We start from the raw sequence: 13,950 nt of genomic DNA on the forward strand, positions 1-13,950 counted from the left end.
CCAAGGACATGGTCGGCTCCATCGCCAAGGAACTGGCAGGCGGCGGAAGCGGCCTCCACTGAGCCCCGCCTAAGGGGGCGGCTTTAGGTGAACTCTTCGGCTCTGCGGAGTTCGGAGGGATGGCAGAGGAGGCTAAGAAGGAACGGTGGTTGATGCCATCCGCCAGTTCAATGATCCCGCCTGTCAGATGCTGGAGGAGCGCAACGCTCAATACTGCTCCAGCCGGGGGGCTGCCCGAGCCTTGGCTGATTACCGCAAGGACGGCATGGCCCCTAACGAGGCCGAGCAGGAGATGCTGGGCTACATCCGGTCAGAGAGTCTTCCTGAGCCGCAGCGGTGATGCGGAAAAAGCCATCAAGATGACGCAAGGAGAGCTGTGGGATCCAACCCTTCAGCGCTCCCCCTCTTCGCGCTCTACGGCTCAGGAAAGCCCGTTAGTCCCAGCTAAAAAAAATGCGAAGCGGTTTTCCCGGACTCTCTTTCGCTGCCCTGTGGGCTGGGAGGCTGGCGGGACGCCTTCGGAGATCGCAGCGATGCTTGGTTGGACGGTGACGACAGCGAACAGAATGCTTGATGTGTATCAGGCGATGACAGCGGCCTTGAGCAACTCGGCGGTCGCTAAATTGGAGGCTCGCAAGGCATGATTGGTGCGGAATGCCTGTGATAAAATCAGCGGAGATGGCTGAAACCCGCAGAAAACCTTGGCTGGGGCGGCAGGATTCGAACCTGCGCATGGCGGTACCAAAAACCGCTGCCTTACCGCTTGGCTACGCCCCAGCATGCGCGCGGAGGTGCCGGGCGCGGGGACGGCATATAGCGTCTCTTGCGCGAAAGGAAAGCCTAGTCATCACAGACTTGCTCCGCCAATATGCGGGCGTCAAACGCTTCCTGGAACGCCCGGCATGAATGCAAATAGTTCGCCCGCCAATGCACCGGCTTCGCAGGTCACGCCTGCCTCTCCCCTGTTCCTGCGGGAGGACGAAATCAGGCGCGGGATCGAGATGCTGTATTTTGGCTACTCCGCCTTGACGCGGTCCATCGATGATGGGCTTGCGGCGCAGGGGCTGGGGCGCGCGCATCACCGCGCGCTGTATTTCATCTCGCGCCAGCCTGACCTGACGGTAAAGGAATTGCTGCGCCTTCTGTCCATCACCAAACAGTCGCTCGGCCGCGTACTCAACGACCTTGTGGAACGCGGCTATATCGAAACCCGGCAAGGGGCAAATGACCGGCGACAAAAACTGCTTCGGCTCAGTGCCTCGGGCAAGGCGCTGGAGGCTGAGTTATTCCGCGCTCTGCGTGAAAAGATGGCGGCGGCCTATGCGCAGGCGGGGCAGGGCTCCGTCACCGGCTTTTGGCGCGTGTTGGAAGGATTGATCCCGGACGTCGACCGGTCGATGGTCTTCGGGTTGCGCAGCCGCTGACTGGCGAGCAACCATAATGTCTTGCGGTGGTTAAGCTCAGGCACTCCACGGTAAGATGAGGAACATCATGAGATTATCACTTCTGGCTGGCCTGGCGATCTCGGCGGGTATGAGCCTGTCCGGTTGCTCGGAAAAGGCAGCGGACAGCCTTGAGAATGCGGGATCGGCGATCGGTAATGATGTCAGCCGGGCAGTGGATCAGGCGGGCGAGAAAATCGACAACGGCCTCGACGATGCCGGGCGGGCGTTTGATGAGGGCGCAAATGAAGTCGGGGCTGCTAGCCGCAATGCCGCTCAGGATGCGCGGCGCGAAGCACGGGAAGCCAAGCAGGACGCGGGCGCCGCTATGGAGCGCGCCGGGAATGACCTCAGGCGAGATTGAACCCGCACCGGGCAGGACTTTAGGCCTGAGATTGGCCGGAGAGCTGGCTAAGCGCCGCTGCGACATAGCGGCGGCGTTCAGGGTCGCGGCTGATCTCCAGCATGGCGCATAGGCTCGCGCGCGCCGCCTCGACCTCGCCATGCACCAGCTGCAAGCGGGCAAGTGCCCACCAGCCGGCGTCATGTTCAGGCGCGACCACGGTCATCCGCTCATATATGGTGCATGCCCGCCATGTATCACCCGCATCCTCCGCTCGCGTGGCTTGGTTCAGGAGGAGGCGGACGAGGGTCATGCGGTTCGACATCGGCTCGACGGCGGATTGGGCCTGGGGACCGGAAATGGCGGCCCTCGTCAACAACTCGGCCAATTGTTCAGCCTGCACCAGTGCGCCACGCCGGAAGGGATCGATGATCGCCGGAGCATCCTCAGGCCCGATGCTGACCAGGACATGTCCAGGCGTATTGAGGGCGTGGGAACGCCATCCCGCCCGCCGCGCGGCTGCGACATAGAGGATGGACAGGCTGACCGGCAGCCCCAGCCGCCGGTCCAGCACCCGCACCATGTCCGCGTTCAGCGGTGCATCATAGCTCTCACTATCACCCGCGAAGCCGAACTGCGTGCCGATTACGCGCGCGAGCAGGGCGCCTTGGGCCTCACCCGATTGCAGCTCATCGTCCCCGGCGCCGGACCGCTCCGCATCGATGGCTTTGCCGATTCCGCGCAGCAGCTCCAGATAGGGTTCAACGTCGATCCCGTCATGATCGAGCGCACTCAACATCAGCGCGGCGCTGTCGAGTTCGATCTCCTCATCGGCCAGCAGCCCGAGATAGGCGATGCTCTCGTTCATCGAAGCACCGATGCGGCGAGAATGGAGGGAGCCCGCGGCTCCCGGAAACTCACGGTCGAAAAACTTGCCATGCCCCCTAGATGGGGCCGCTCGCGCCGCTTTCCACCAACCTATGAGGAAAAAGACGCTGGCGGGACAGGAAAGCCGTTATTGTGCAGCAATGGGGGGCGCTGCGAGGCGGACGATGTCGGCATCTTCGCACAGCTTCGCCGCACAATTCAATAATGCCTTGGGATCAAAGGGTTTGCTTATCAACATCCGGTCCTGAAAGTCCTCGGGCAGGCTTTCCCGGCCATATCCAGTCACAAAGGCGAAGGCGATGTTCCTCTGCGCCAGTGCCGCGCCAACATGATCCACGGACATGCCCTGCAAATTGCCATCGAGCAGCGCGGCGTCGAAGTCGGCGCTCTTGATCAATGCCAGCGCTTCTTCAGCCGAGCCAGCGATCGTCACCCCTGCGGCCCCGTCATCCTCCAACAGGCTTGCAATCTCCATCGCCACCAGCGGTTCATCCTCAATCACCAGGAAAGCGCGCCCGGTGATCGCGCCGCCTTCAGCAGCATTCGGCTCTTCGCCGAGATTGATCCCCGGACTTGCAATGTTGACCCGGCTGATGCGCGGCCCCCTGGGCAATGTCATGGTCCAGCAAACGCCGCTTTCCTCATAGCTCACGCGCGCCTGTCCGCCTTCCGCCTTCAGGCTGCGTTCGATAAGGGCCGTGCCAAATCCTCTGCGCGTGGGCTCGGCAACGCGCGGACCACCGCTTTCGGCCCAACGGATCGCCAGATGCTCACGCTCCATCTTCCACGACAGCGACACGGTGCCCGCTGGTGTGCAAAGCGCGCCATATTTATGGGCATTGGTCACAAGCTCGTGCAGGATGAGAGCGACATGCAGCGCCAACTCGGGCGCCAGCTCCAGTTCCGGCCCCTCGATCTGCAACTGCCCAAGATCGATGGCTCCGATATCGATCTGACCATTGACCAGTTCGCGCAAAGACGCGCCCTGCCATGTGGTGCTGCTGAGCAAGGAGTGCGCGCGCGCAAGGGCATGGATGCGCCCCGTGAAGGTTGGGGCAAAGTCGGACGGACCCGAGGAATGGCGCAAGGTCTGCACGGCGATGGCCTGCACCGACGCCAGCGTGTTCTTGACCCGGTGGTTCAGTTCCCCGATCAGCAGGCGCTGCGTCTCTTCCGCGCGCTTCCGTTCGGTCACGTCGAGAATCTGGACATTGACGGACACGATTCGTCCCTGCCCATTGAGCAGTGCCGAACAATAGCATTCGCATTCCAGTGTCAGCCCTTCGGCCGTGCGCATGCGCAAATGCTGGACGGCGCGAACGCTGCGCCCGGCGATCAGGTCGCTCATCAACGCACCGAACGCCGCCTCATCATCGGGGTCGATCCATTTGAGTTCGCTCGTCTTGAACCCAGCCACTTCTGGCGATCGCCATCCGAACAGCCGCTCGGCACCATTGGACCAGCCTATGATATGGCGTGCCGCGTCAAATTCGATGATCGCGAGCGGCGAATTGTCGCTATGCGCGTGCAGCCGGGCGAGGGCGGCGGCAATCTCGTCACGCTGGCGCGCCAGTTCCTCCCGCTGCCGGAAAAGCTCGACGAAGACGGCGGTCTTGTTCCGCAGGATATGCGCATCGACGGGCTTCAGCAGATAATCGACGGCACCCGCCTCATATCCCCGAAATCGCCGCCTTTCATCGGTGGCGACGGCCGTCAGGAATATGATCGGCACCCGCCGGGTCCGCTCGGTCCCGCGCATCAATTCGGCAAGTTCGAATCCATCCATGCCCGGCATCTGCACGTCCAGCAGCGCCAGCGCGACATCATGCACCAGCAGCAGTTCGAGCGCCTGCACGCCGGACCGCGCCCTCAGCAGCTCTACGCCTTCTCCAGCGAACAGAGCCTCCAGCGCGAGCAGATTCTCCTCGACATCATCCACCGCCAGGATCTTGGGCTTTTCATGCTGCATGGCGCAGATCCTCCAAGTCCTTCACATTGCGCCGGTAGATTTTCTCCGCCTCATGGAAATCGGCAAAGGCTGCGGAATAGCGGGAGAAGCGGAGCGTCTCCTTCGACCCCAATCCCAGAAATCCGCCGCGCACCAGCGATCCGCCGAACAGCCCGAGCGCGCGGTCCTGCAATTCGCGATCGAAATAGATCAGCACATTGCGGCTCGACACCAGTTGCACTTCGGCGAACACCTGGTCACTGGCCAGATTATGTTCGGCAAACACCGCGCGGCGGCGCAGCGTCTTGTCGAACACGGCCGCGCCATAGGCAGCGGTATAATAATCGGACAACGACTGCTTGCCGCCTGCCAGCCGGTGATTTTCCGTAAACTGTGCGATCCGGTCGAGGTCATAGATCCCGGCCTCCGCCTTCTTGAGCGCGGCGGGGCTGATGTCCGTGCAATAGAAGATGGTTCGATCCTCCAACCCTTCTTCCCGGAACAGGATCGCCAGCGAATAAAATTCCTCGCCATTGGCGCAACCTGCGATCCAGATCTTGAGCGAAGGATAGGTGCGAAGGTGTGGCACCACCAATTCCCGCAACGCCCGGAAATAGGCGGGGTCGCGGAACATCTCGCTCACCTGGATGGTCAGGAAGCCCATCAGGTCGGCGAACACCGCCGGGTCGCGCAGCAGGAGATGCTGAAGCTGCGACAGGCTTTCGCACCCATGCCGCTGCTGTGCCCGCGCCAGCCGCCGGTGCAGCGACCCACGCGAATAGCCGCGAAAGTCGTAATGATAATGCCGCCAGAGCGCCTCCAGCAGCAGGTCAAGCTCCAACTCCTCGTGGGGTGCGAATATCTCCTCGCTCATCGCGGCATCCACACGCGGGTGAGGCTGAGCAGCTTGTCCACGTCCAGCGGCTTGGCCAGATAGTCGTTCGCGCCAGCGTCCAGGCAGTCCTGCTGGTCTCGCGCCATGGCCTTGGCGGTGAGCGCGATGATGGGCATCTGCCTGCCCCATGGCTGGGACCGGATTTCCCGCGTGGCGGTGAGGCCATCCATCTCCGGCATCATCACGTCCATCAGCACCAGATCGACAGGATCGGAAAGGCCGCGCGCCGCCTCGTCCAGCGTCTGGAGCGCCTCGCGCCCGTTACGTGCGATCCGCACCTTGGCCCCATGCGGCTCGAATATGGAGGTGAGGGCATAGACGTTGCGGATGTCGTCCTCGACCACCAGGATTTCGCGTCCGTCCAACGCGGCGTCGCGGTTCAACGATTTGGCGATCAGCGCCTGCTGCGGTTCGGGAAGGTCGGACACCACCTGATGCAGGAACAGCGTCACCTCATCCAGCAAGCGCTCGGGCGATTTAGCGCCCTTGACGATGATCGACTTGCTGTAGCGCCGCAGCCGCATTTCTTCTTCGGGAGCAAGGTCGCGGCCGGTATAAACGATGACGGGCGGGAAACCGACAGCCTCGTCGGCGCTCAGCCGCTCCAGCAGATCGAGGCCGGACGCGTCGGGCAGGTTGAGGTCGAGCACCATGCAATCGAATGTTTCGCGGCCGAGCAGATCGAAACATTGCGCGGCGGAATGCGCCTCGACCGTCTCGACATCACGCGACGCGAGCAGCAGCTTCACGCTCTCGGCCTGCTGCGCATCATCCTCCACCACCAAGACGCGGCGCAGGCGCTGGGACATGCGCGCTTCCAACCCTTCCAGCATATCGACCAGAGCGTCGCGCTTCACCGGCTTGAACAGATAGCCGATGGCGCCGCTGGACAGCGCCGCCTGACTATCGTCATCGACGGATACCACATGCACCGGGATATGGCGCGTACGCACGTCGCGCTTGATCCGGTCGAGCACCGAAAGGCCGGTATGATCCGGCAGGTTCATGTCCAATATGACGGCATTCGGCACATATTGCCGCGCCATCAGCGCGCCTTCGTCAGCGGTGGTGGCGATCAGGCACTGAAAGTTCAGCTCATGCGCGACATCGCAGAGGATCTTGGCGAACACCGGATCATCCTCGACGATCAGGATGACGCGCGCATCGCCCGACAGCGTTTCCCGGTCGTCCTGCGCGGCCGGGCCTTTGCGGCGGCGGGCAGGCTTGGGGTTGGACGGGGCAGGGCGGAACTGTTCGACCGGCCGCAACATCTCTGCGGAACTGCTTGCCGCATCATCATAGCGCTCGGGCAGGATCAGCGTGAAGGCGCTGCCTTCGCCAGCGATACTCTCCACCTGCACTTCGCCGCCAAGCAGGCGGGCGAGTTCGCGCGAAATGGAAAGACCAAGGCCGGTGCCGCCATATTTGCGGCTGACGGTGCCATCGGCCTGGCGGAAGGCTTCGAATATCACCTGCTGCTGTTCGGGCGGGATACCGACGCCCGTGTCCCGCACGGTAAAGGCGATCCTGCCGTCGGCGGCTGCGTTCACGGCCAGAGTGACTGATCCCGTCTCGGTGAACTTGATGGCGTTGGACAGGAAATTCTTCAGCACCTGTTCGATCCGCTGGGGATCGCTGTCCATTTCCGCAGGCGCGCCCGGCTCCTGCTTCACGCTGAATGCAAGGCCCTTCGATTTTGCGGAAGGCGCAAAGACCGCCTCCATCTTTTCGGTGAGCGCACGGATGCTCATGCGGCGGGTATGCAGTTCCAGCTTGCCCGCCTCGATCTTTGAAATGTCGAGAATGTCGTTGATCAGCGTCAGCAGGTCATTGCCTGACGTCTCGATCGTTTCGGCATGCCGCACCTGCTCTGGCGACAGGTTGCCGCCGCGATTTTCCGCCAGCAATCGCGCCATGATCAGCAGCGAGTTGAGCGGCGTGCGCAGTTCGTGGCTCATATTCGCCAGGAACTCGGACTTGTAGCGGCTCGCCTGTTCCAGCTCGCCAGCCTGGTTCTCCAGCGATCGCTGCGTCCGCGTCAGGTCGTCGCGCTGGATTTCCAACTGTCGCGCCTGTTCTTCAAGCTGGGAATTGGTCTGTTCAAGCTCCGCCTGCTGGGTTTCCAGCCTGGCGGCCGATTCCTGCAGCTGGCGGCTTTGCTGCTCCAGCTCTTCATTGTTGGCGCGCAGCTCCTCGCTTTGCGCCTGCAATTCCTCGGCCTGCTGCTGCGTCTCCTCCAGCAGTTCACGCAGGCGCGCACGATATTTGCCTGACCGAATGGCGACGCCCAGCTGCGCACCGATCCTGTCCAGCAATGCCTGTGCTTCGCTATCGGCGTCCTTGGGCAGGCCCAGTTCGATGACGGCGTTGATGGTGCCGTCGGCCTGTGTCGTGCTGATAAGCAGGCTGTCGGGCTTCGATTGGCCCAGTGCCGACCCGTAGGACAGATAACCGTCAGGCACGTCCTTGAGGAAAAAGCTGCGCTTGTCGCGCACCGCTTGGCCCAACAGCCCGTCGCTCAGCGAAAATCGCTCCGGCAGCGGCGCGTCCGCAGGCACCGCATAGGTGGCATAGCGGCGAAAACCTTCCCCATTGGCGATGTACAGCGCGCCCGCCTGCGCCTTTAGATAATCGGCCAGGAATGTAAGCGCACTCGTCGCCAGCGTATCGAGCGGCTGTTCGCCGCCGACCGCCTTTGCAAGGCCGACCTGTCCGCCTTGCAGCCACTCCTCCCGCGCGATCGCCAGCCGGTTGCGGATGAACAGCACGCCGATGATGGCCAGGACCCAGCAGGTAACGCCTGCCAACGCACGGTTGGTGATCGCGACCTGGGGATCGACGCCCGGGGGCGCCAGGGTGAAACCGACGATGGTCAGCAGCGTCGCCAGCGCGGTAACGATCAACGGAACCTGCTGCCGCCGCGCCACATAGGAAAGAACGATGGGAAGCAGATAGGCGACCCATACCGCCGTCCCGAGCGGGAAGATGATGTCGGCTGCGAAGGGCAGGGCGAGAAGAACGGCCAGCGCACCATAAAGCCAGGCCTGCGTGATCGGCGATTTAGACTGCTGCATCCGTTTAAAAAAAGCCCCTGTCGCGCAGTCCGCGCCACAGGAAGCCTACTTCCCCCTTTTTGCCCTTCGCCCGACATGCACGAATAGCCCCTAAAAAGGGTTTTCGGGCGTGCCTTGAAGGGCTGCAACGACCGGAGTGGCGAATGGTTCCCTCACAAAGTTCGCCGCCCACTCAACTCGCGCTTGTTCCTTGAAGCGCTTCGCCCCTATGCAGATGACCATAGCGAACAAGGGGGAGGGCGGATGAACGCGCAAATGGATGCCGCCGATGGGGCAGTCGGCAAGCGGGAACTAAGGACGGTCGTCGGCGCGAGCCTGATCGGTACGATGATCGAATGGTTCGACTTCTTCATCTATGGCGTCGCCTCCGCTCTGGTGTTCAACCGCCTGTTCTTCCCGTCCTTCGATCCGTTGACGGGCACGTTGCTCGCCTTTTCAACCTACGCGCTCGGCTTCCTCGCCCGGCCCTTGGGTGGGATCGTGTTCGGCCATTTCGGCGACCGCATCGGGCGCAAGACATTGCTGATGATCAGCCTTCTCACCATGGGCCTTTCGACGACCGCCATCGGCCTGCTGCCCACCTATCAACAGATCGGCACCTGGGCGCCGATCCTGCTCGTCCTGCTCCGCCTGCTACAAGGCTTCGCCGTTGGTGGGGAGTGGGGCGGCGCGGTGCTGATCGTGGCGGAGGTCGCACCCGCCTCGCAACGCGGCTTCTGGACCAGCTGGCCGCAAGTCGGCGCGCCCGCGGGCAATCTGCTCGCCGCCGCCGTTTTCGCCATGTCTTCGGCCCTGCTCACCGAAGCCGACTTCGTGGCCTGGGGCTGGCGCATACCTTTCCTGCTGTCGATCGTGCTCGTGTTCGTTGGCTGGTGGCTCCGACGCGCCGTGTCCGAAAGCATGGTCTTCGCCCGTGAAGCAGCCGCTGGCGGCGTCGAGCGCTTCCCCGCGATCGAGGCGCTCCGCCGCAAGGGCCGCGCCCTCCTCATCGGAGCGGGGCTCCGCTTCGGCGAGAATATCTGCTACTATGTCGCCGCCACTTTCGCGATCACCTATTGGACGGAAATCAAGGGCGGCGATCGCTCGCTCGTCCTCAACGCCGTGCTGATCGGCTCCGCGCTCGAATCTCTCACCATGCCCCTGTTCGCCGCCTTGTCCGACCGTATCGGGCGCAGGCTCGTCTATGGCGCGGGCGCGCTGTGCGTAGCCGCCTGGTTCCTCATCTTCTTCACGCTGCTTGACGGCGGCACGATCTGGAGCGTGGGCATCGCCATAACCGTCGCGATGGTGGCTCATGGCGCCATGTACGCCCCGCAGGGCGCGATGATCACCGAGCTTTTCCCCACGCGCCTGCGCTATTCGGCCGCCAGCATAGCCTATCAGGCGACATCCATCGTCGCAGGCTCGCTCGCCCCGATCATCGCCCTGTCGCTCTACAAGGCGAGCGGGGGCACCGGCATGGTCGCCGCCTATGTGATCGGCGGCCTGCTTATCACCCTCATCGCCGTTGCGGCGGCACCCGAAACGCGCGGGGTGGATCTCAACAAGGTGGGGTGATCGCGAACATTATCGAAGCCCTAACCTATGTACGCGCACCCCTGTTTCCGCTGGCCTAGAAGGAAGATGTTCAGGGAAGAGATGGCGAGAGACCCGGCAGCTACCAGCCCGTCTCTCGCCACCCTTTGATACTCTTACGGAACAAGCTGAAGCTCCATCTGTTCACTATCCACCAAGAGGAGGATAGAGATGGCCGAAGTTCACAGAGATCCCTATACCGGAGACCGGACGGTCGTTCACAAAAGCCGCGGCGGGCGCACGCTTGCAATAGTATTGATCCTGATCCTGGCAGTTGTCGGCATCCTGTTCGCCACGGGCTTCTGGAAGGCCGATGTCAAGGGCGGCGACATGCCGGAAGTCAGCGTCCAGGGCGGCGACCTTCCCAAGGTCGACGTCGACTCGAAGGAGGTCGTCGTTGGCTCGAAGAAGGAAACCATCGACGTTCCGACCGTTGGCGTGAAGGATAATGGCGAAGAATAATCCTCGCTAAGAAGCCGAGAAATAGTTTAGCGGGTGAAACGCCTTGGCAGCATCAAAGGGCTGACACGGAGTTTCACCCGCTTTTATTTCAATCGAAAGCGTCGCGGTATCATGCGTCCGCGATGATGACCTCAGCGCCTGCATGTTCCAGCATGGCGATGGCACGCGGCTCGACGCCCCGATCCGTGACCACGACATCCACCTCGTTCAGGCCGCAAACGATCGCTCCTGACGACGACGTGAATTTGGAACTGTCGACCAGCAATATGACCTGCTCCGCCCGATCGATCAGGCGGCGTTCGGCGGCGACCAGAATGACATCCTGCTGCATCACGCCCTGAGGCCCCACGGCCGCTGCGCCCATGAAGAGCTTGGGCGCGTGAAATCGCGGCATCGATTCTTCGCCCGCAGGCGCCAGGATGATGTTCTGCTCCCTGAACAAGGTGCCGGAAGGAAGGAGTATCTGCGTCCCCGACTGGGGCAGCAGCGCGTTGGCGATGTGCAGCGAATTGGTCAGCACCGACAGGTCCAGCCCATCGATATGAGGGCACATCTGCAACGTCGTCGTGCCGCCATCGATCATGATGCCTTCGCCATGCTGGCACAATTCGGCAGCAGCCCGGCCGATCGACCGCTTCTGCGCCAGATTTTCGGTGATGGATTGGGCAAAAGGCGTGCCCGCCAGCCGTGCGCCGCCATCCGGCTTCCCGCCATGGCTTTCCGTCAGCCGCGCCCCGCCACGGACGCGGTGGATCACACCCTCGTCCTCAAGCCGGGAAAGGTCGCGGCGGATCGTGGCCGGGGACGCTGCAAGCCGCGATTCCAGGGCGCGATAGCTGACGAAGCCGGTAGGGCCCATTGCTTCGATGATCAGCCTTTCGCGTTCCTCCGCGTGCATTGTCCCCGAACCCCCTTGATCAGGCAGCCGCCCGTTCAGCTTCAAGCTGTTCCAGCGACTTGCCTTCGTTGCGCGGCGCCCAAAGGGTGCCGATGACGCCGCTTATGACGAGGAAGCCTGTCAGAATCCACGCCAGCGTCGTGAAGCCCGTAGCGCTCAGCATCGGAACGAAGAAGCTGAATATGCCAAGGCTGATGCGAACTATCGCAAAGCACAGGCCCTGCGCGGTCGACCGCAGCATCGTCGGGAACATCTCCGAACTCCACAGCTGGAAGAAGCTCTGTGCGCCGAAACCGCCGCCGAACTGAAGCAGGAAGACGTGCAGCAGCGCGATCGGGATGGTCAGCGGGAAGATGGCCAGCAGGACCATGCCGATCACCTGGATGATCGCCGAAATCGCGAACAGCGTCCGCTGGTTGACCTTGTCGGCATAGCGCATGAAGACCAGGCCGATCGAAGCCATGCCAATCGCAAAGGACAGCGCCTGAATGGCGACCGACTGCGCCTGCGTCGCCGCGCCCACCGTGCGCAGGATGTAGGGGAAGAAGAAGCCGTTCGTCCCCGCCCACAGGTTCCAGAAGCCGTACATGCCCACCAGGCCAAGGATGGACGCCAGATATTTGGGCTGGAACAGCGTGGATACTGGCAGCTTGGTCACGCCTTCCGCCTGCGCAGCTTCCCACCGTTCGGATTCCTTCATCCGCGAACGCAGGAAGGTGAGGCCCAGCGCGATCACCAGCAGATGGGCAAAGACGATCCGTGCGCCAAGTTCGCCAAGGCTGGTCAGCGCCAGGCTGAGCAACAGCACGACGACGGGCCCCAGATACCAGAGCACTTGCGCCACGCCGGAATGCTTGCCGCGCCGGTCATCGGGTGCTTGTTCGGCAATCAGCGACCAGGACGCCGGAATATCCGCGCCCACGGCCACGCCGACGATCAGGAAGCCGACCACGATCATCCACGGCGCGAAGGCAAAGACCAGCATCGCCATGCCAATCGCATAGACCAGCATGTCCCACTGGTAGATCTTCTTGCGGCCCAGCTTGTCGCACAGCCGCCCGCCGACATAGGCACCCACGCCCGCGCCGATCGCATTGGGCCCGAACGCGCCGATCAGGCCGATGAAGTCGTTCGACAGCCCATAGCTTTCCTGCCAGAGCGCGAGTGCGGCAGAGCCAGCGACGATAGACCCCGCGTCGATATAGTTGGCAAGTCCAGCAAGGATCGTGTCCCGCCAATTATCCTTCTGTGCTCCCGCACTCATACCATGTCCCTCCCGGTCAAAATGCTCTGGTTTATGTCCGCGATAGTGGAACAGCCGGTGAGCGCCATCGCCACCCGCATCTCCGCTTCGATCAATTGCAACATCTTCGTGACGCCGGCTTCACCCTGCGCCGCCAGCGCATAGGCCCAGGCGCGGCCGAGCAGCACGCCCTTCGCGCCCAGCGCCAGCATGCGCACCACGTCCAATCCCGAACGAACGCCGCCATCGGCCAGCACCGTCAACTTGTCGCCGACCGCGTCCGCAATCGGGGGCAGGGCGCGCGCGGTCGACAGAACGCCATCCAGCTGCCGCCCGCCATGGTTGGACACGACGATACCGTCCGCTCCCAGCGCAGCCGCTTCCCGCGCATCCTCGGGGTCAAGCAGCCCCTTGATGATCAACGGTCCTTTCCATTCGGACCGGATGAAATCCAGGTCGCGCCAGTGGATCGACGGGTCGAAATTATTGCGCATCCAGGCGAAGAAATCCTCGATCCCGGTCTTGCCCTGCAACACCGGCGCGACATTGCCCAGCGTATGGGGACGGCCGCGCACGCCCACGTCCCAGGCCCAGCCCGGCCTTATCACGGCTTGCGCCGTGCGCCAGATCGCGCCCTTCAACCCATCCGCGCCCGCAAGGCCGCTATGATAGTCGCGATAGCGGCTCCCCGGCACCGGCATATCGACCGTGAAGACGAGGGCGGAGCATTGGGCGGCCGCCGCCTGCGCCAGCAAATCCTTCATGAAGGCGCGGTCGCGGATCATGTACAGCTGGAACCAGAAGGGCTGCGACGCGGCGCGCGCGACTTCGGCCAGAGAACAGGCGCCCACAGTCGAAAGAGTGAAGGGCACGCCCGCCGCTTCGGCAGCGCGCAGCGCTTGCGTCTCGCCGCGCCGTGCATTCAACCCGGCCAGGCCGATCGGGGCGAGCGCCACCGGCAGAGCCTGCTTCCGGCCGAACAGGCTGGTGGATAGTTCTAGGGCCGACACGTCGCGCAACACACGCTGGCGCAGCGCGATGTCACTCAACTCGCTCACATTCTTGCGCAGCGTCACCTCGGCATAAGAGCCGCCGTCGATATATTCGAACAGGAAACGGGGCAGGCGGCGTCGGGCGGCCTCACGAAAATCGGTGACGCTGGCTATCGGCATGCACGAAACC

12 protein-coding genes and 1 tRNA gene are annotated in these 13,950 nt (G+C 62.9%); 5 read left to right on the forward strand and 8 right to left on the reverse strand.

Translation table 11 applies throughout. The features are described from left to right. Window positions 1-145 precede the first annotated feature (145 nt). Window positions 146-340: a hypothetical protein gene (locus SPHS8_RS13335; protein ID WP_201515942.1), complete on the forward strand. Its 195-nt coding sequence runs from the start codon at window positions 146-148 to the stop codon at window positions 338-340. 362 nt (window positions 341-702) lie between these two features. On the opposite strand, the gene SPHS8_RS13340 is transcribed toward SPHS8_RS13335, so the two are convergent. Then, window positions 703-777: transfer RNA gene (locus tag SPHS8_RS13340), tRNA-Gln, on the reverse strand. A gap of 125 nt (window positions 778-902) precedes the next feature. Between SPHS8_RS13340 and SPHS8_RS13345 the strand changes: the two genes are divergently transcribed. Then, window positions 903-1,424: a MarR family winged helix-turn-helix transcriptional regulator gene (locus SPHS8_RS13345; protein WP_201515943.1), complete on the forward strand. Its 522-nt coding sequence runs from the start codon at window positions 903-905 to the stop codon at window positions 1,422-1,424. Window positions 1,425-1,491: 67 nt separating this feature from the next. Beyond that, on the forward strand, window positions 1,492-1,806 hold the full coding sequence (locus tag SPHS8_RS13350; RefSeq protein ID WP_201515944.1) for a hypothetical protein: 315 nt from the start codon (window positions 1,492-1,494) through the stop codon (window positions 1,804-1,806). 19 nt (window positions 1,807-1,825) lie between these two features. Here the strand turns inward: SPHS8_RS13350 and SPHS8_RS13355 are convergent, their stop codons facing one another. From SPHS8_RS13355 to SPHS8_RS13370, 4 genes are all read right to left on the reverse strand, one after another. Next, window positions 1,826-2,653: a transglutaminase-like domain-containing protein gene (locus SPHS8_RS13355; protein WP_201515945.1), complete on the reverse strand. Its 828-nt coding sequence runs from the start codon at window positions 2,651-2,653 to the stop codon at window positions 1,826-1,828. Between the two features lie 147 nt (window positions 2,654-2,800). Then, entirely contained in the window at window positions 2,801-4,642 is a 1,842-nt protein-coding gene (locus SPHS8_RS13360; RefSeq protein WP_201515946.1) for a response regulator, read from the reverse strand. Next, a complete protein-coding gene (locus SPHS8_RS13365; RefSeq protein WP_176502317.1) occupies window positions 4,632-5,495 on the reverse strand; it encodes a CheR family methyltransferase in 864 nt (287 codons plus the stop codon). Before SPHS8_RS13365 ends, SPHS8_RS13360 begins: the two co-directional genes overlap by 11 nt. Beyond that, window positions 5,492-8,590, reverse strand: a complete 3,099-nt coding sequence (locus tag SPHS8_RS13370; RefSeq protein ID WP_201515947.1) for a response regulator — start codon at window positions 8,588-8,590, stop codon at window positions 5,492-5,494. The genes SPHS8_RS13365 and SPHS8_RS13370 overlap by 4 nt, the downstream gene beginning before the upstream one ends. 243 nt (window positions 8,591-8,833) lie before the next feature. Between SPHS8_RS13370 and SPHS8_RS13375 the strand changes: the two genes are divergently transcribed. Together SPHS8_RS13375 and SPHS8_RS13380 are read left to right on the forward strand one after the other, a co-directional pair. Beyond that, window positions 8,834-10,147: an MFS transporter gene (locus SPHS8_RS13375; protein WP_236575147.1), complete on the forward strand. Its 1,314-nt coding sequence runs from the start codon at window positions 8,834-8,836 to the stop codon at window positions 10,145-10,147. A 189-nt stretch (window positions 10,148-10,336) separates the two neighbouring features. Beyond that, window positions 10,337-10,627: a hypothetical protein gene (locus tag SPHS8_RS13380; RefSeq protein ID WP_201515948.1), complete on the forward strand. Its 291-nt coding sequence runs from the start codon at window positions 10,337-10,339 to the stop codon at window positions 10,625-10,627. 109 nt (window positions 10,628-10,736) lie between these two features. On the opposite strand, the gene SPHS8_RS13385 is transcribed toward SPHS8_RS13380, so the two are convergent. Genes SPHS8_RS13385 through lldD form a run of 3 tightly spaced genes read right to left on the reverse strand, consistent with a single transcriptional unit; the run spans window position 10,737 to window position 13,940 of the window. After that, the gene (locus SPHS8_RS13385; RefSeq protein WP_097093497.1) at window positions 10,737-11,525 is read right to left on the reverse strand and encodes a DeoR/GlpR family DNA-binding transcription regulator; all 789 of its coding nucleotides are present in this window, start codon (window positions 11,523-11,525) and stop codon (window positions 10,737-10,739) included. A 19-nt stretch (window positions 11,526-11,544) separates the two neighbouring features. Beyond that, a complete protein-coding gene (locus tag SPHS8_RS13390; protein WP_097093498.1) occupies window positions 11,545-12,789 on the reverse strand; it encodes an MFS transporter in 1,245 nt (414 codons plus the stop codon). Beyond that, entirely contained in the window at window positions 12,786-13,940 is a 1,155-nt protein-coding gene (lldD, locus tag SPHS8_RS13395) for an FMN-dependent L-lactate dehydrogenase LldD (protein ID WP_201515949.1), read from the reverse strand. The genes SPHS8_RS13390 and lldD overlap by 4 nt, the downstream gene beginning before the upstream one ends. Between the last annotated feature and the right edge of the window lie 10 nt (window positions 13,941-13,950).

The organism is Sphingobium sp. S6 (genome assembly GCF_905120495.1).
Classification (GTDB): domain Bacteria; phylum Pseudomonadota; class Alphaproteobacteria; order Sphingomonadales; family Sphingomonadaceae; genus Sphingobium; species Sphingobium agri.